We start from the raw sequence: 17,689 nt of genomic DNA on the forward strand, positions 1-17,689 counted from the left end.
TAGGTCCACTGTTTCGCGTCGGTCTCCACCCCATTCCTATGGGCCTACTCGGTGGATCTCACGCGTTGAACCCGAGTTTCCCCCTCAATATGGCCGAGACTGCGGTGGCCGGCGCTAAGACGGCCAAGAAGGTCATGCCAAGAGGTAGCCTGAGCACGTCGCCCCTCCTGGCGAAGCTGATGAACTTGCCGTCCCTTACCTCTCCCTCGTGGATTTCGAACCTCGTGAACCACTGGTTTGGCCTGAGCAGGGTCACCCTTCCCTCCAGGGTTTGGCAGGGCGTTTTCACTGACACCTCCCCGTCCTCAGTCAACTCCTCCACCGTGAGGGCCTTTGACTCGAAAGGGAGGAGAGCCTTCATGATTAACGTCCTAACGTCATAGGTGGGGAAGTGTGCACAATCGTTGCCTCCCAATACGTCCAGTCCCACTTCCTCTCCCCTCACATGTCTCACCTCGAAGAACGGGGCCTCCGGCACGTTCCACGTGAGGAGCTCCCTCTGCTCGGGGAGAATCACTCCCACTCTGACCTTGACGGGAGGAGACGGAGTCCTCCCTTTCTCCTCCCTCGTGGGCTCGAATGGGTGGATCGACGCGTCGATGCCAGCCTCCCTGAGGGCCCCCGCTAACTCCATTGCCGCCCCGTAGTCCCCGGTCGGGTAAACCGTGACCCTCTTGTAGTGCCTTGCCGCGACGAACGCGTCCCTCAACTTACCCCTGTCTGAGACCACCAATGCCTCCTCCCCCCTGCTTATGAAGAGCTTCCTCTTCGCGACGTTCACGACCCCGAAGTTACTTCTTATCCTCGACAAGGTCTGCTCGTCAAGTTCCGCCATCAACAGGAGGTCCATGTGGGCTGTAAGGATATAGGACGCGATCGTAATTAAGTTTCCCATCTCTTAAACGGTGTTAACCCGTCTAGACGAATTTGGTCCTAAGAGTTTAACAAAAGTATTTCTAATAGATAGAAAATAAGAAGAATTGAGATAAATCACACCATCTTCCGAAAACGCGGATGCGGTCAGATCGGCGCGGCTTCGGCATTGGGGTTAGGCCGGCCTGTTAAGTCGCACCCGGATCCCCCACGTTCCGTATTACAAGACCCAACCGAAGGCCAGGTGAGCTGTCGCAGGCCCGAGGAAACCCTCACCCTCTGAAGTCTACGTACTTCCTGGCCACCCTCTCAGCGGCCTCGAACAAGTCGCCGTACATCTGCCTCAGTCCCATTTCCATGGCTTCCTTGGCCGTTCGACTAACCTTGAATCCAGGTACGGTGGAGTAGAGGTACTGTAGGACGAGGTAAGCGGGATAGCTCCAGACTCCCACCTTGGGTTCCTTCGATGTGAACGACGCCATCAACTTCTCTACCTCCTCCCAGTTCCTAGAGTCCGTACCCTTCACTCTACTCTCCTCGTCATGGGGTATGTCCTCTTCCTTCAGTCTAGAGTCCACTCCCTCGACCTTTCTTGTCTCCGCTCTGGGCCCCAGCCTCTCTCCTCCAGGGTCTTGAGTCGTCTCCCCGTTCTTGACTCCGCCCTCCGCTCCCTGGGCTCTAGAGTCGCCCTCTCTATGCTCCCTCCTCTTCAGTAGGAAGTCTATCTCGCTCAACCAGTGATCACCTTGGCCAGGGCGTTGTAGTGTTGCGTGAGCCTTCCGTTCCTGAACCTGAACTCATCGTACCTCACGGCGGGGACGCCGAGTCTGGAGGCGTCGGTGAAGACCCTAGACTGCGGTATTGCGACGTCAACGAACTCGATGGAGGAGGCACCCTCCTTCAGCGGCTTCTTAGAGCCGTTAGTGAAGGCGAGCGCCCTTTTGTTCAACCCCTTTAATCTAGAGTCTAGGTTCTTGAGGACCTCCATGGTGAGCGGCTGTGGTGTGACGGGCACCACGACCTTGTCCGCGGCCACCGTCGCTGAGAGCGACAGAGTGCCGAGGTTAGGCGGCGTGTCCACCACCAGTACGTCGAAACCCTCAGCTACTTTCCTCACGGAAGCCACGGTGGATTCCACGTCCCCCTCCAGCTCCCTTCTGAGGAGTCCCAAGTGGGCCGGGAAGACCTCAACGTCGAATATGTTCACGCTCTTCCCACCTATTTCCCTCTCCACCTTCTCTCTCCTCATTCCGAAGGAGACAGTGGTACCTCCCTCCGGATCCAGGTCCAAGAGGCCCACGTTTCTAGTACGGGCGAGTACGTAAGCTAGGTTGACAGAGGTGGTGGTCTTACCCACACCTCCCTTCTGGTTTACCACCGTGACTATCATGTCTAGAGTCTCCTCTGCAGAGCCACAAAAGGCAGGCCCCGCGGTGTTACCCCAGCCTTAACAGTTTCGGTCGAGTTTCGAAGGTTTGCGGGGAAATTTGGATTCGACGAACGAGGAGCCTAAGTTGTGGGGAAAGGGTGGTCGACGTCGCTGTAGGAACTTGACGATCGGCGCGGCCTCCCCGTAGAGAGATCCTGGGCGACGTCGGGCTCGAGGATGAGGAGGTGACTTCCCAGAGGTGGACTCTTTCGTTCGCTCTTTTAGATTTTCTACGATGGACCAATCCACGACCTAGTTTTTACAGAAGAAGGGGACATTACAGTCCTACCTGGCCTACTCGTCCCAGGATCCCACGGGATGACTGTCTAGAGTTAACTAGACTTGCCACTTCGGGAAGGTCTCTAGCAGCTAAACTGTCCTCGGAAGGCGACTTTCTTCAACCATTTTACGACTTCTAGTCGAGGAGGTCAGCCGGGTGGATCACCTTGAACTTCCTCCCGAGACTGAGGGAACACGACGGGTTGGAGGAGACGACCGTCTCAATCCCCGTCCTTCCGACCTTCCTGGCCTTCTCCTCGAAGATCGCGTCGGCTAGCTCTGGCTGAAATAGGAAGTAGCTCCCACCAGCTCCACACTCGAACGAGGGGTCGTCCATTTCGACCACCTGCACTCCCATCCTCTTCAACATGGCCCTGGTGTAACCAGAGATTCCCACCACCTTGGCGTGGCAGGGCTCATGGAGGGTGACCTTTGCGTCGACCCTCGGGAGCTCCAGGCCGTTCCTTTCCACGAATTCGGCGAAGTCGTACACTTCCACCCCCTTCCACCTCTCCTTCATGTGAGCCGCACAGTTCGCCGAGAGCACCACAACCTTCCTACCCTTCAACTTGGACGACCACGCGGTCGCAATTTCTTCCGCCCTGTCCCTCTCCCCCTCTCCCATATGTGGTAGGCCGCAACAACCGTTCACCACCTCGACTTTGAACCACCTCCTCAGGTACTTAAGGGCCTTCTCTACCGTCTGCCTCAAAACCACCGCCGTGAGGCATCCTGGGAAGAGCACTACTTCAGCGCTCTGGTCTCTGTACTCTAGAGGCTCCCTGACCTCCTTCACGAACTCCCTCAGCCTCGCCGACGTCTCTCCATTTCCCTTCATGACCAGTCTGAGGGCTGACGCCAAGGCCCTGGGGTTCTCCAGGAGTCTGTGCATTCCAGCAGTGGAGGCGTCGGCCCTCCTGTGGGCGGATATAAGTTCGCCATAGGGGACGCCGCTGGGACACGCCTCCTCACACCTCCTGCAGAAGACGCAGGTCCCTAGGCCTGAACTCTCTAACCCCAACCTCATAGCCATGATCCTGCCTCTAGGGGAATGAACTTCCGACCTAGTGACTACGTAAGTGGGGCAGGCCTCGAGACAGAACCCGCAGTGTACGCACTCGTTCACTCAGTCCCCCTCCCATAATGTCCTCAGCGGGCCGACGGGCTGACACCCTTCGAGCCTGAGCATCTTGCACCTGTTCAACAGGTGTCTGGGATCGAAGGCGTCCTTAACTCTCCTCATAGCGAGGAGGTCCTCGTCCGTGTAGTAGTAGCCCATGAAGCCCACCTTCTCTAGTCCTATTCCGTGTTCCCCACTTGGCACTCCGCCGCTCTCTACGGCCACCCTGACTATCTCCCTGCCTGCTCTGAGGGCCTTCTCGAGCCCCCGTGGGTCGGAGGGATCGTATGGGACTAGGGGATGGAGGTTCCCGTCCCCAGCGTGGAAGACGTTGGCTACCTTCAGCCCGTATCGCCTGGAGATCTTCGATATTTCCTCGAGCACGTCTGGGAGCTTGGTGACCAGTATGTTGCTGTCCAGTGTGAGGTAAGCGGGCGCTACGACTCCCATGGCCGGGAAGGCTCCCTTCCTTCCCCTCCATAACCTATCCGCTTCGGCCTGCTCCTTGGCCAAGGTGACCTTACCTCCGGCAGACTGGAAGGCCATGGTAGTCAACTCTACCTCCTCCACCACCTGAGGGCCGTAACCATCTAGCTCCACGAGTACTATGGCCTCGGCCTCGGGATACCCTGACCTGAACTTGCTCCTCTCCACGGCCTCTACGGAGTTCCTGTCCATCATCTCCATGGCAGCCGGTACCACCCCAGAGTTGAAGGTGTTCACCACGGCCTCCCCCGCGTTACGTAGGGACTCGAAGGCTCCCATCAAGGTGACTGACGCGTCTGGCCTGGGGGTGAGCCTTAGCCTAGCCCTCAGAACTACTCCTAACGTTCCCTCCGCCCCCACGAATATCCCAGCGTCGTCCATGACGCTCCTCCCCCCCGCATCCACCAACTGTCCGTCCGGCAACAGCACCCTCAATCCCACCACGTGATTGAAAGTCGGGCCGTACTTCACCACGTGGATCCCCCCAGAGTCGTGGGAAACGTTCCCCCCTATGGATGAGACCGAATAGCTTGAGGGGTCTGGAGCGTAGAAGAGGTGAGGAGGAGCGTTCTTTGTCACCATCACGTTGGCTATTCCCGGCCCCACTGTGACCTCCAGCCCTTCCCAGTCGAGGATCCTGTTTAGTCTCGCCATCGACACCACGACTTCTCCGTTGACTGGGATGGACGCACCGCTCAGGCTGGTCCCAGTACCCCTCACTAAAAAGGGTTCTCCCCGCTTCAGAAGCGTCCTCACAGTCTTTACTGCCTGCTCCTCGTTTCCGGGCAGAACTACGGCCCGCGGGTTACCTCCCACCACAGTGAACCCGTCGACGGAGTAGAGTCTAGCCTCTTCCCCAGTCACCACCCAACTATCTCCCACTAACCCCCTCAACTCTTCCAGAAGGGACACGTTTCTATATTTACCCTCCCCACTTAAATAGCGTCAATGGACTGGCTATCGGCCTTGGAGAGGGAGGTAAAGGTGAGTAGGGACGGTGGAACTTACGTGGCCAGGCCAGAGACCTACGAGCAGGTGAGGGAGGTGGTCAGCCTCGCCAATCGGATGGGCTTCACGTTGACCCCGGCCGGCACTAGGTCCCATACGATAGGTCCGCCTAGGAGGGCCGACGTGGTCCTCTCCACCCTCGAGTTGAGGGGGTAGTGGAGGTGAGCAGGGCCAATTCATTTATCACTGCCAAGGCGGGCACGTTGATGGAGGAGCTAGAACGTAGGCTCTCCGAGGACGAACTACTCCTGCCCTTTCCTTACAAGGGTACGTTGGGCGGGTTGGCCTCCGTCAATTCACCTGGGTACTTCTCTGCGTGGGTGGGTTTCCCGAGGAACTTCCTCCTTGGAGCCAGGCTGGTGACGGGATACGGCTCTCTAGTTCTGTCGGGGGGGCGAACCGCCAAGTTCTCCAGCGGGTACAAGATATGGAAGTCGCTCTCTGGCACCTTGGGCTGGCTCGGGATATATGTGGAACTAACCTTCAGGACCCTCCCCGAACCAGAGGAGGTGAAGGTAGGTTCCTTCTCTGGGGACTGGAGGTCCACCTTAAAGTATAGGCCCTGGGGCATACTCTACTTGGCCCACGAGAGGAAGTGGATCGGGGTGTTCGCAGGGAGCAGGAATTACGTGAGATCGGTCTCCGCACAGCTCGACCTCACTGACGAGTCGCTCCCCGAACTGGAGGCCTCGTGTCCTAGGGTTGTGGGGCTCCACGTAACGAGGGGAACGGAGGCCGAGGTACTCTCCTCTCTCTCTCCAGAGTGGGGCGTGGGCTTTGTGGGCACGGGCTACTCTAGGCTCTGCACAGAAGAGTCGGAGGAATCGCTGAGGTCCAAGGTCAAGGGGTACGTAGTGGTGGAGAGGGGAAGTGCGTCGGAGTACTGGGGTTTCTCTTCACCGGTGTTGTGTGCCCTCAAGAGGGCTCTGGATCCCCAGGGGGTCCTCTCCCCTGGAGTTTTCGACAACTGTCTGCCCCCCTCACGGGCAACGACTTATTAGGGGCGAAGCACAAGGTGCATTCGTGAGAACCGTGAAGCAGGTACAGTATGTATCACTTGAAGTACAAATGGACTCATCGGACGCCTTGAAGTTAGACGAGTTCCTAACCATTAGCGCGATCGAGGCGTGCGCCTAGTATTTACGCATAGCTCAACTTATTGTCGCTTTTACTTCCAAGTACGGCATTGGAATCCCTCTCAGGTGATCGCACACCCCCAATTCGTTAAAGCCCGTAAGGGAGACACTACCCGACCTTCATCGTTCCTAGGACCTCCCTAGGAGTGGCACTGATCTCACATCGAGGACATTTAGAAGTAACAACTAAATAGAAAGTGGTACAAAAACTGGGGTTGAGGGAGGGTAAAGTCTCCTCGGGGATGGAACAGATGGCAACTTATTTAAAGTTTAAATATTTCTTTTCAAAATGTCTGTCGTTGATACTAAAGACGCTCCTCCCCAGCTCTACTGGGGCTCAAAGGGATCGAGGGACAACCAGAATCTCCTCACTTCTCTGCAACTGAACTATAGCTCGGCGAAGAAATATCCCCTCTATTCGGACGAGGATTGTCATCTGAGCCACCTGACCGCCCCTCAAGAGATGTAGCCCCGGACCCACGGTGGGAACTACGAAACTCTTGGAGGGAGATCCTCCCAGGGTGGAGAGGAATTTGGACTCTAGGCTCTAGACCTCACGCTCTGGGAATTTAACAACTCCTTCCACACCTTAGCTCCTTCGTCGAGTCCCCTCACTACTTCGTAACCCATGTACATCCACGCCTGGAGTCCGCCTGCGAGGTAGTAGGCTCTGCGTCTGTAAAGGTGTGGCATGCCGAAGGTAGCGTAGTAGGCCCTGTTACCGTGTTCGCAGATCACGGCCACTTCCTTATCAGAGAAATAGTGCGATAGCTCCTCCAAGTAGTCCATGGGAATTAGAACCGAACCTGGAACGTGGTGCGCTACGTACTCCTGTGGAGTCCTTATGTCCAACATGAGGACCTTTCCTTGCTTCCACAACCTCCTCACGTCCGAGGGGTAAGAATACACGATGTGGTTGTAGTATGGCGTGTACGTGTTCTCCACTACCATCAATTGAGGTCAGGGAACAAGCTCCTGGAGCCCTAAATTCGCTATTTATTAATTGACGAGGACACTATTCCCGTGGAGATTATCTCTATTTTCGACTTTAATAATGCTACATCGTTTTGACGAAGACCAGCCCGTAGTGGTACGGGCCCACCTCGAACTCCCTCTCCAACTTCAGATCCCTGAAGTGTCTGAGGTAGTCTTCTTTGGACATCCTGATGGCCTGAGGCGGCCCCACGGGAGAGTCCCTCCTCCAGTCCACCACGATCACCTTTCCCCCAGACCTCAGGATCCTGAGCACCTCCTTGTATGCGGCCTCCCTGTCCATGTCGTGGAAGGAGTTAGCTAGGAATACTACGTCCACAGAGGCGGAAGGGATGGACGTCCTCGAGGAATCCTCGTTTAGTGCTACAACCTTGGGGGACAAGTCGCTCACCATGTGGACGAACTTAGCACTCCTGTCCACACAGTAAAGGGTAGAGGCGTATTTCACTAGGTACCTGCAGTAGTACCCTGGGCCGCAGCCCAACTCTGCTATCACCTCCCCTCCTCGAAGCAGGGAGGGGAGGAAGAGCTCCGGATCCTCGAACTTCCTCCTCTCCGGGCTCAGCAAGATCTTGGCCATCTCCTCTTCGTTGTGTCTATGCATCCTCTCACCTAACGACCGAGCCCACCACTCTCACTGGTTCCTGAACCACGTTGAACAGGTAGTCGAAGGCGTTGCTCAGGATCCTTTCCTTCACCATGGAGAGGTTCCTCCAATCGAATAGGGAAGGCTCGAGATAACACGTGAGGCCGCACCTGTTACAGGTCTCGTATTTCGACCAATCGTACGAGTTCCAGAGTTGCTCGATGTCGACTTCCCACGCTCTGGCCTCTCCCCTGTACTCGTTGAGTACGTAGCACGGACTCACTATCCTACCCTGTGGGTCCACGTTTATAGTGAGCCACGGCTTGCAGGTCCAAGGCTTTCCACCGTACCAAGAGGAGAGGATCGCCTCGAAGTACTCCTTCGAGTTAACTATGGGGGCTCCCTCGAGCTTCATCCTTAGCAGTGCCGTGAGGACTTCCCTCAACCTCTCCTTCTCGGGCGACATCTTCTCGGCAGTGGAGTAGTCGTAGGCGACCTGGAAGCTCACGCTCACGCCCAGTTCCTCCACCAGTCTCACCATTTCAGTGGCCTGGTGGAGGTTGTCCGAGCCCAACGTGACGTTGACGGTCGTCTCGACGTAGTCCTTGGCCATCCTTATTCCCTCCACCGTCTTCTTGAACGCCCCTTCCACCCCCCTTATTTTGTCGTGCACCTCCCCTATCCCGTCGAGGGAAACGAAGAGGTTCTCTAGGTACCTCCTGACTTCAGGGAACCTTTCCTTCAACATGACGCCGTTAGTCACTAGGGAGGTGTGAAACCTTTCGTGGGACTCCCTCAAGACTTCTGGAAGGTCCCTCCTGAGGAAGGGCTCTCCCCCTCGAACCCCATGAAGAGCACTCCTGCGTCGGCTAGGGCGTTCATCATCCTGACTTCCTCCTGGAGGGAGAGGAGCTTCTCGTCCTTCCTCCTCCAGAACGGACACATCCTGCACTTCAGGTTGCACGAATAGAGCAACTTGTGGCCGGCGATGAGGGGGAGCTTCCTTCCCCTAGCCTCCCTCATTCCCCGAGCTATTCCCCTGAGCAAGACCGGCCTGAAAGTGGCCATACCACGAATATTGCTATCGTAGATAAAAACTGTCGAGTAAACTCGAGTCGATTTGTCTTCTCTAAAGCTAGAAGACGTCGCTCAATCGCGGTAAGTTAGACTCAAAGTGCGCTAAGGAGGACTAGGGACCACCTCAAGAGACTATTCTCGTCGTCGAATCGACTTTTCCCGAACCTTTGTAGTGATCCGGAGGAACTTCGATGGGGCGAGCAAATTCCGCCGAGGTTACGTCTCCTCCACCGCGAAGAGGTTCTGCTTCGACTCGCTGGTAGGGATACGCTAATGGGGTTCCTATCATCGTAGGCGGCGAAGTGGTCGTGGGAAAGGATCCCTTCGTAGACGAAATAGGAGATAACCCATTGCCCCAATCGAGCCCTAGGTAGGACTCCACCACGTACTTCGTAAATGAGTCCGTTCCCGCATGGAGACAAGGTACTCCAACTTACAGGCGTTGGTTTGAACTAACCAAGCTAATTTAAACGGTCACTCTAGTTTGGCCTATGACCTTACCGTTTTCTCCTCAGGACTTCAAGGTGGAGTTGAGGGAGGAGCACGAGTTACTCAGGCAGTCGGTCAGGGAACTGTGCGAGAGCAGGGTCAGGCCCTACGTGGAAAAGGGGGAGAGGGAGATGGCGATACCGCCGGAGGTAAGGAAGGCGGTAGTGGACGCTGGCCTAATGGGACTGAACATTAAGCCCGATTACGGGGGACAGGGAGGGGACCTGTTGTCTCAGGCCATAGTGACGGAGGAAATCAGTCGCGTCTGGCCGTCGCTCTCGACCCACGTCTTCATTCACTGGCTCTTCAGTACCACCCTTCAGCTCTTCGCCTCCGAGAGGCTTCGCTCCGAGCACTTGCCCGAGGTCGCCTCCGGGAGGGCGGTGGTGGCCTTCGCCAACACCGAGCCCTCCGGGGGCTCCGACGTCGCGGGGATGAGGACCACCGCCAGGAAGGTCGGGTCGCACTACGTGATAAACGGGAGGAAGACCTTCGTCACGAACGGGGGGATTGCGGACAGGCTCCTCGTCACAGCCAGGACCTCCCAGGGGGAGAGGAGGTGGATGGGGATATCCATGTTCCTCGCCTCGAGGGAGCACGGTTTCAAGGTGGAGGGGAGGATAGAGACTTCAGGCGTCAGGGCGTCAAACACGGCCCAGCTCCTCTTCGAGGACGTGCGGGTCCCGGAGGGGAACCTGGTGGGGGAGGAGGGGAACGGCTTCAAGCAGACCATGCTCGCGTTCGACTACAGCAGGGTCTCGGTGGCCGCCCAGGGGGTGGGCCTCGCCCAGGCGGCCCTGGAGGCCTCCCTCTCCTACTCCTCCCAGAGGGAGGCCTTCGGCCAGCCCGTGGCCTCCTTCCAGATGGTCCAGGAGAGGTTGGCCGACGCGATGGCGGAGGTGGCCGCGGCGAGGCTGCTCACCTACTTCGCCGCCTCCCTCCTCGACAGGGGGAACCTCCAGGACGGGGTGGTGGCGGCGTCCATGGCGAAGTTCTACGCCACGGAGGTCGCGGAGAGGGCGGCGAGCAGGGCGATCGAGGTGCACGGGGGGTACGGGGTCTCCACGCCGGTGGAGAGGTTGCTGAGGGACTCCCAGATCCTGAAGACCTACGAGGGAACCAACATGATTCAGAGGTTGACAGTAGTTAGGCAAGTTATGAAGAGCAAGTTCGGGGTCAATGTCAGGTGAAGTACATAGGATCTCCCGTCAGGCGAGTTGAGGACCCGAGGTTCGTAAAGGGGAGGGGAAGGTACGTCGACGACCTATGGCTACCTGGTATGCTCCACCTCGCGGTCCTCAGGTCTCCCTACGCCAGAGCGAGGTTCAAGGTCTTCACCGACGCGATAACTGGAGAACACGCCAAGGACTTCGTATCGCCTAACTTCTTCGCTCCCCTGTACCCCAAGGAGAGGGTTCTTCCACTTGGTCAGGCATCGTATTACGGCGAACCAGTCGCCCTGGTGTTGGGGAGGGACCCCTACGAGGCTAGGGACGCTCTAGACGATCTGGAGGTAGAGTGGGATCCCCTCCCTCCGGTCCTAGACCCGGAGGAGGCACTAAACGCGGATCCCATACACCCCGACGTACCTAACCTAGTGTATCGCGACCAGTTCTTCTACGGGGAGTTCAGGGAAGGTGACAAGCTGGAGAAGAGCTTCAGGTACAACAGACAATCTCCGTCTCCCATCGAACCTAACGCCGTGGTCGCAGACTACGACCCGCACGGCGGCCTCACCGTGTACGCCAACACACAGGTCCCTCAAGTTTTCAGGACGGCCTTGGCGGTAACCTTCGGGTTACCGAGGTCTAGGGTCACCTTGAAGGTGCCAGACTCGGGCGGGGGGTTCGGAGGGAAGATCTTCATAAAACCCATTCTCCTAGCAACTTTGGCCTCCATGGTGTCTGGGAGACCGGTGAAGTACGTGGAGACTAGGACTGAACACCTCGTCGCCGCAGTCCACGGACCCGATAGGAGGTACAGGGCAGTACTTCACCACAGTGGAGAGAAGGTGTTGGGTTTGGAGGTGGAGCTACTAGAGGACTTCGGGGCCTACCTCCACACCTATCAACCCCTGCCTGTCCTTAGGCAGATATACCACCTCGCGGGCGCCTACGACGTGAAGTTCGTCTCGCTGCGGGTGAAGGGAGTCCTCACTAACAAGGCTCCAACAGGTCCCTACAGGGGCCTTGGGATCCCTCCGGCCGTCCTAGTGCTGGAGAACCTTGTGAGCTCCTTGGCTAGAAAGGTGGGCGTCGATCAATTCCAAGTCAGGGAGTCCAACTTAATCAGGAGGACCCCCTTCAACTCCATCACCGGTGCCGTCTACGACAGCGGGGACTACCTGGAGTCCCTCAGGAGGTTGGCCCGGGAGGTGGATCGCGGAAGGAGGGGATTGGGAGTGGCCTTCGCTCTGGAACCGGGCTCCTCTCTGGCCTTTCAGACGTTAGTCGTCAAATCCCCTAGGACCCCCTACTACGAGGGTGCCTACGTGAAGATGGACAGTAGCGGCGAGGTGGTGGTGACCATGAGTACCAACTCCATGGGCACCGGCCACGAGACAGCAATTTCGCAAGTCGTAGCGGACACCCTGGGAGTAGACATGGACTCCGTCTTGGTCAGACTAGGCGACTCCGACGGCCCTCCTGGTACGGGTTTCTACGGAAGTAGGTTCTCTGTTGTGTCCATATCCGCCGTCTACGTAGCCGCCCTCAAGCTGAGGGAGAGGATGCGCACAGTGGCGTCGAAGCTATTTAACGTCGAGGCCTCTCAGGTGGAGTTCAGGGACGGGACGGTTTACGTGGGTTCAAGGAAGCTCTCGACCGTGAGGGAACTGGCTAACGCGGCGTACAACAGGTCCCACTTCCTGGGACTTGAGGAGGTTGGCCTTGAGGCTTCGGCGGTGATCAATTCCCCCAACGTTAACGTGGCTGACGAGTCCAGGAGAGTCAACTTCTCCTCCACATACGGCGTGAACGCCCACGCGGTCCTCGTGGACGTGGACGAGGACACTGGAGAGGTGAGGATCCTCAAGTACGTGGTGTTGAGCGACTGTGGAAACATGATCAACCCGGCCCTGGTGGACGGACAACTGACGGGGGGAACTGTGATGGGCCTGGGAGCAGCCCTATCTGAGAAGGTGACATACGACGGTGAGGGAATTCCAATGGGGACCAATTTCTCTGACTACAGGATACCCCGGGCCGCGGAGGTACCGAGACTTTCCCTTATTCACCAGGTGAGTCCCTCTCCCTTCACTCCCCTAGGAACCAAGGGAGTAGCCGAGGGAGGGCAACCGTCCCACCAGCGGCCCTCATTAATGCCGTGGAGGATGCGTTGGGGACGAGCTTCGACAGAGTGGAGATTCCCCTCACCCGCGAACAGGTCCTGGCCCTGCTGGAGAAGTCGAAGTCCAGACGGTAGACTCTAGAGGTTTTCAGGACGGAGTTGGGACAGCTGCCCTGGCCCTGAGGAAGCGGGACAGGGAGTACGGGAACCTCCCATGTGGTGCAGCAGGTGGGGATTCTACGAGGCAAGGAAGAGGTTCCTGAAGGGACAGGCACGTTTCCCTAGGGAGAAGAAGTCGCACGAGTACTACGGCTTAGTGTACTCCCAGAAAGGTTGGAAGGTCCTGGAGGTGAGGACTAAGAACAGGAAGAAGTAGATGTCTCTTCGCCTCTCCCACCTCGGTACCTTCGATGTGGTGCACAGGGACTTCCCAGGTAAGGTGAGAAAGGTGTTCTTAACCTTGATCGTCGATAGCGAGTTCCCACACCCCTGAGGACCGACAGGGTAGCGGCCTCGGAAGTGGAGGTGGAGAAGCTACTCGCCGTGTCTTATGGAGAGTACTTCCCCAACCCTAGGCCGTACTAGAGGGCCTTGGAGAAGGTCAGTGAACTTCACAGATTCCCCTCCAGGAAGAGGTTCCCCTCCAGGAACTGGTTCAGGGCCGAGATCGAGCTAGCAAGGGCACACGAACACCTCGGGAACTCCAGGGAGGATCTCTAGACGAAGCTTGGGAGGAGGCTCGCAGAACTGGGGCGTCTTAGTCGAGAAGGACATTCAGGTCAAACGACTGGTTGACAAGTCCCTCTGGAAGCTGAAGAGGAGGCTGCGCGACGTGCCCCTACACTAGCTTAGATCGGTGCAGGAGTACTAGGTGGAGAAGTAGGTTAAGGGGTTGATGCTGGTCGACCCAAAGTAAAACCTTCGATGTTCAATTGCGGCCACGTCAGGGAAAACTTAATCCTGTCTGACCGTACCTTCACCTGTCCCAGGTGTTTTTGGGTGGCAGACCAAGACTACAAGGCGTCCTTACACCTCAGGAGATCTGGACGCCCTCTCCCGTGGAGCCCTTTACCCGTTGGGCAAGGTTGGGCCACGAAGCAAGAAGCCCCGTCCGCGAGGGCGGGGTAAGCTCAAATTCTTCGAGTTCTCCACTGCTCCGTGGAAATAAGGGAACTTCAAGGTAGGCTAAGAGAGATGTACTACGAGAAGGACGAAGTCAGGGGAGTTTTCGCCACATTCACATGGCTTGTTGAGGAGGTCGGAGAATTGGCGGAGGCGCTATTGGAAGGTGACGAGGCACAAGTTGAGGAGGAGTTGGCGGACGTTGTGGCGTGGACCTTCTCAATAGCTTCCTTGAAGGGTGTGGACGTAGAGGATGCGTTGAGACGTAAGTATGGGCTGTGATCGTTAAATAGTTAAAAATTAAAGCTAGAAGAATCCCACACCTTCGATTTTTTATGAAGGTAGGCTCGATGTTTTACCTGAACGCGTCTAGGGTCTGTAGGAGCGCGGCCGCGGGAATAATAATGATAGTTTACCCGTATCTCATGCTTAAGGGCCTTCACGTCAGCGTAGTATTCCTAGGGCTGATCTACACCGCTGCGGCGCTCGCTACTGCCCTTCTAGGAGTTGCGTTAGGTTACGCCACTGACCTGTGGGGAAGGAAGGAGTCCCTAATCCTGGGTTCAATCCTTCTTCCGATCTCCTCGGCCCTACTACTCTTCGGTATAAACGTCCCGTTGACCGTGGCCGCGGCACTATTGGGTGGTATAAGCTCCACCGGCTCGATGGCAGGAGGAGGGGTGGGAGGTGCGGTGGCCCCGGTCCAGAGCTCAATCATAGCTGACCTCACTAAGAGGGAGGAGAGGACGGTTTACATAAGCCTCCTTTCGTTCATAGGAAATTTGGCCGCGTCGGCTGGCTTCGTGATAGGTGGGTTTATGACGGTGGAAGAGGCGCTCTACGGAGCCACGGTGCTTGGGATCCTCTCGGTACTTCTGGTCCTCCCAATGGATCTCCCGAAGATCAGGGCATCCTCCTTCAAGCTGAAGCACGGTGGAGTGGTAGGGAAATTCTCGATAACCGGACTCCTCAACGGCCTCTCTCAGGGTCTCGTTACTCCCTTCCTCATCCCGTTCTTCATTGTGGCCTACGACTTGAGTAGGAGCCAGATGGGGATCTACGGTACCATTGGAAGCCTGTTAGCCACATTCACCTTGTTGGTGGCTCCCCGCCTCGAGAGGTGGCTCGGCTTCCTCGGAACAGTGTACGTAACTCGAGGAGCCACTGTGTTGATGATGGGCGTTTTTCCCTTCGTGAGGGTCCTCTGGGGGTCCCTGCTCATCTACGTGTTGTACCCCTCCTTAAGGGTGGTGTCGATACCCGTGACTCAGAGCGCAATGATGGGAATGGTAGACGCCGACGAACGAGGGAGGATAAACGGGCTGAACCAGTCCTCTAGGTTGGGGTTCAGCGCCTTGGGAACAGCAGTCGCTACCCCGTTCTTCGACGGATCGCTCCTCTACCTCCCGTTCCTGGCCTACTCAGTTACTATGGCCTTTAACGTCTACCTCTACCGTAAGTTCTTCAGGGTGGGGGCAGGCGTTAAATCTCGGGAGGCCCACGTTCAGGAGTGAACCTGATAGGCGTCGGGGTGGTGGTCCTCACTTTCGCGCTCATTGCGGCCAGGAGGCTCCGGGTTCCACCGTGGGCCTCCATGCTCCTCGGAGGGGTACTGATGGTCGCACTGGGTGTGGAGACCTTCCAGCAGGCCCTGGAGGCGGTGGATCTCGACGTAGTCCTCTTTCTCTTCTCCCTCTTCTCCCTAGTCTCGGCGCTTGAGGTCTCCGGTTTCCTGAGGTTCCTAGCCTTCAAGTTAGTCTCCTCCTCCAAGGACCCGGGGAGGCTGCTTCTCTACACGCTCGTCTTCTCTTCCCTCTTGGCCTGTGTGGTGACCAACGACGGGGTGGCCTCAAGCTGGACCCCAGTCGTGCTCGACGCGGCGAGGTTCGGTGGGGTCGATTCCGTTCCGTTAATGTACTCCCTAGCCTTCGGGGTCACCATAGGTAGTACAATGATGCCCACAGGCAACCCCCAGAACCTCCTCATAGCTCTCAACTCAGGCCTCCCAGACCCCTTCGTAACCTTCCTCAGAGTCCTGTTCCTTCCTACCATGATCAACGTTATGGTCACTTACCTCTTCCTGAGGCTAATCTTCAGGAGGAAGGGCGGAATTGTTAAACTGGAGGAAGTGAAGGTGGAAGACAAGTTCACGGCCTATCTCGCCCTAGTTCTACTCATAGCTACCTTCTCAGCCTACTTCGTATTGGAGTTCGTCTCGTCCCCTGGACTGAACTACGTCTCCGCCTCCCTACTCTCCGCCTCCCTCCTCTACCTCTTGAGTGGAAAGCGGAGGCAGGTCGTGAGGAACTTGGACTGGTCGACCATCGTGTTCTTCGTGGGGCTCTTCATGTTCACTCGAGGAGTACTCAACTCGGGCGTAGTGAACGCGGTGTTCAACCTCTTCCCGTCTCCAGCCTCGATCCCATCAATAATGGTCATAAGTGTCCTCCTCAGCCAGGTGGTGAGCAACGTTCCGCTTGTCGCGCTTTACATCCCCGTTATAGCTTCCCTCCACCCGGGGGCTCAGCAGTGGATAGCCCTGGCCGTCGGAAGCACGATAGCCGGCAACGTCACTCTCTTGGGGGCCGCGAGTAACGTCATAATATCCGAGGGAGCAGAGGCGCGGGGAGAGAGGGGGTTCGACTTCCTCCAGTTCATGAAGTACGGCGTTCCCCTGACGCTAGTCAACTTGGCCGTCTACTACCCGTTCTTGGTGCTCAAACTCTAAAGCTCACACTCATCACTGAGAGCGTGAATGCCTGGGACAAGTTCGTGTTCAGGCTCATGGAGAACTTGGCGGCTCCCTACTCCATCCTTTCGAGGGTCCTGCCTCAGGTGGTAGTCCTAGTGGTGATAGTCTACATCTCGAGCTCGGTCTACGTGTACTATCAGCACCTGGACTGGATATCCGCGGTGTACGCTGGAGTGAGCTTAGTGACCACCATAGGGCTCTATTCTCCCGACCTCAATTCAATGCCTGTGACCGAAAAGGTTGTGCTCATAGCTATCATGGCCACATCAGTTGCCACCTACGCCAGCGTTTTTACTGGGGTGGTGTCAGTCGTATCGAAGAGGTACCTCTGGGTTGACGCACGCGGGAGGTGGAGGGGTTCACACTTGAAGGGTCACGTGGTTATTGTAGGTAACTCGATGGAGATATTGGAGGCAGCTAGGAAACTCGACAGTTTGGGGGAGGAGTACGTTGTCCTCACCAACGACCAAGAGCTGGCATCGAGGTTGGGGAGGGACGACGTGATAATAGGGGATCCGACTCGAGACGAGGACCTGAGGGCCGCCGGAGTTCAGAGCGCTAAGAGCGCAGTAGTCATGATGACGGAGGACAACGAGAGCCTCTTAGTTACGCTCAGGATACAGAAGCTTAATCCACCCCTGAGGGTGGTTGTGGGAGTCAAGGAAGACACGATGAAGGACGTGTTCGAGACCGCAGGGGCCGACTTGGTCTTCTCGATTAGGCGCATGGCGGGGAGGATAATGGCCTCCGCAGCGGTCTCGGGAAATGTCGGAGGTTACATGCTCGACGCTTCAGGTCTAGGCGAGATGTCCATAGGTGTATTCTACGTAGAGAGGGGTTCCAAGATGGACGGCTCACCTCTGTCCAAGGTACCAGAAGGAGTCATCCCCATCCTCATCGTAAGGGACGGGAAGCTGAACCCCTACTTCACCAAGGAGACTGAGGTCAGGGCCGGGGACACCTTGGTCGTGCTCGGAGACCCTAAGAACTTCCCCAGGGTGAAGGAGGCCACGCGCGGGGGATAGTGTCGCCTTTTTAGCCGCTAGACTCG

The 17,689-nt window shown here is 57.1% G+C and carries 15 protein-coding genes and 3 pseudogenes; 10 read left to right on the forward strand and 8 right to left on the reverse strand.

Annotation, left to right across the window (positions count from 1 at the left end; all coding sequences use genetic code 11):
• Positions 1-58: 58 nt before the first annotated feature.
• The 5 genes from HS1genome_RS07465 to HS1genome_RS07485 all read right to left on the reverse strand — a co-directional run bounded on the left by HS1genome_RS07465 (position 59) and on the right by HS1genome_RS07485 (position 5,099).
• A complete protein-coding gene (locus HS1genome_RS07465) occupies positions 59-850 on the reverse strand; it encodes a hypothetical protein (protein WP_126450243.1) in 792 nt (263 codons plus the stop codon).
• A 295-nt stretch (positions 851-1,145) separates the two neighbouring features.
• Complete coding sequence (locus tag HS1genome_RS12700; protein ID WP_229768293.1) at positions 1,146-1,607, reverse strand: hypothetical protein; 462 nt, start codon at positions 1,605-1,607, stop codon at positions 1,146-1,148.
• Positions 1,604-2,263 (reverse strand): ParA family protein, encoded by a 660-nt coding sequence (locus HS1genome_RS07475; protein WP_126450244.1) that lies wholly within the window; start codon positions 2,261-2,263, stop codon positions 1,604-1,606. The genes HS1genome_RS12700 and HS1genome_RS07475 overlap by 4 nt, the downstream gene beginning before the upstream one ends.
• A gap of 454 nt (positions 2,264-2,717) precedes the next feature.
• Complete coding sequence (locus HS1genome_RS07480; protein WP_229768292.1) at positions 2,718-3,707, reverse strand: (Fe-S)-binding protein; 990 nt, start codon at positions 3,705-3,707, stop codon at positions 2,718-2,720.
• Positions 3,708-5,099 (reverse strand): FAD-binding oxidoreductase, encoded by a 1,392-nt coding sequence (locus tag HS1genome_RS07485; RefSeq protein ID WP_126450245.1) that lies wholly within the window; start codon positions 5,097-5,099, stop codon positions 3,708-3,710.
• Between the two features lie 153 nt (positions 5,100-5,252).
• Here HS1genome_RS07485 and HS1genome_RS07495 point away from each other — a divergent pair.
• Together HS1genome_RS07495 and HS1genome_RS07500 are read left to right on the forward strand one after the other, a co-directional pair.
• A pseudogene (locus HS1genome_RS07495) lies at positions 5,253-6,196 on the forward strand (FAD-binding oxidoreductase).
• A gap of 424 nt (positions 6,197-6,620) precedes the next feature.
• Complete coding sequence (locus HS1genome_RS07500) at positions 6,621-6,800, forward strand: hypothetical protein (protein WP_126450248.1); 180 nt, start codon at positions 6,621-6,623, stop codon at positions 6,798-6,800.
• A 71-nt stretch (positions 6,801-6,871) separates the two neighbouring features.
• Here HS1genome_RS07500 and HS1genome_RS07505 read toward each other — a convergent pair whose 3' ends face one another.
• The 3 genes and pseudogenes from HS1genome_RS07505 to HS1genome_RS07515 form a co-directional block, all read right to left on the reverse strand.
• Complete coding sequence (locus tag HS1genome_RS07505) at positions 6,872-7,282, reverse strand: rhodanese-like domain-containing protein (protein WP_126451369.1); 411 nt, start codon at positions 7,280-7,282, stop codon at positions 6,872-6,874.
• Between the two features lie 106 nt (positions 7,283-7,388).
• A complete protein-coding gene (locus HS1genome_RS07510) occupies positions 7,389-7,928 on the reverse strand; it encodes a class I SAM-dependent methyltransferase (protein ID WP_126450249.1) in 540 nt (179 codons plus the stop codon).
• Positions 7,929-7,932: 4 nt separating this feature from the next.
• Positions 7,933-8,978 (reverse strand): annotated as a pseudogene (locus HS1genome_RS07515) (PTO1314 family radical SAM protein).
• A 500-nt stretch (positions 8,979-9,478) separates the two neighbouring features.
• Between HS1genome_RS07515 and HS1genome_RS07520 the strand changes: the two are divergent.
• From HS1genome_RS07520 to HS1genome_RS07550, 8 genes and pseudogenes are all read left to right on the forward strand, one after another.
• Positions 9,479-10,666: an acyl-CoA dehydrogenase family protein gene (locus HS1genome_RS07520; RefSeq protein WP_126450250.1), complete on the forward strand. Its 1,188-nt coding sequence runs from the start codon at positions 9,479-9,481 to the stop codon at positions 10,664-10,666.
• A gap of 89 nt (positions 10,667-10,755) precedes the next feature.
• Positions 10,756-12,899, forward strand: a pseudogene (locus tag HS1genome_RS07525) (xanthine dehydrogenase family protein molybdopterin-binding subunit).
• Between the two features lie 79 nt (positions 12,900-12,978).
• Entirely contained in the window at positions 12,979-13,140 is a 162-nt protein-coding gene (locus tag HS1genome_RS12020; RefSeq protein WP_158613742.1) for a hypothetical protein, read from the forward strand.
• A 215-nt stretch (positions 13,141-13,355) separates the two neighbouring features.
• Positions 13,356-13,484 carry a hypothetical protein gene (locus HS1genome_RS13030; protein ID WP_268243619.1) on the forward strand — a complete coding sequence of 43 codons (129 nt, stop codon included), beginning with the start codon at positions 13,356-13,358 and terminating at the stop codon, positions 13,482-13,484.
• A 438-nt stretch (positions 13,485-13,922) separates the two neighbouring features.
• Positions 13,923-14,168 carry a MazG nucleotide pyrophosphohydrolase domain-containing protein gene (locus HS1genome_RS07535; protein WP_126450252.1) on the forward strand — a complete coding sequence of 82 codons (246 nt, stop codon included), beginning with the start codon at positions 13,923-13,925 and terminating at the stop codon, positions 14,166-14,168.
• Between the two features lie 53 nt (positions 14,169-14,221).
• Positions 14,222-15,400: an MFS transporter gene (locus tag HS1genome_RS07540; RefSeq protein ID WP_126450253.1), complete on the forward strand. Its 1,179-nt coding sequence runs from the start codon at positions 14,222-14,224 to the stop codon at positions 15,398-15,400.
• The gene (locus tag HS1genome_RS07545) at positions 15,397-16,614 is read left to right on the forward strand and encodes an ArsB/NhaD family transporter (protein ID WP_126450254.1); all 1,218 of its coding nucleotides are present in this window, start codon (positions 15,397-15,399) and stop codon (positions 16,612-16,614) included. The genes HS1genome_RS07540 and HS1genome_RS07545 overlap by 4 nt, the downstream gene beginning before the upstream one ends.
• A gap of 23 nt (positions 16,615-16,637) precedes the next feature.
• Positions 16,638-17,663: a potassium channel family protein gene (locus HS1genome_RS07550; protein ID WP_229768241.1), complete on the forward strand. Its 1,026-nt coding sequence runs from the start codon at positions 16,638-16,640 to the stop codon at positions 17,661-17,663.
• The last annotated feature ends 26 nt before the right edge of the window (positions 17,664-17,689 follow it).

It is taken from the genome of Sulfodiicoccus acidiphilus (genome assembly GCF_003967175.1).
In the GTDB taxonomy this organism is placed as follows: Archaea; Thermoproteota; Thermoprotei_A; order Sulfolobales; family Sulfolobaceae; genus Sulfodiicoccus; species Sulfodiicoccus acidiphilus.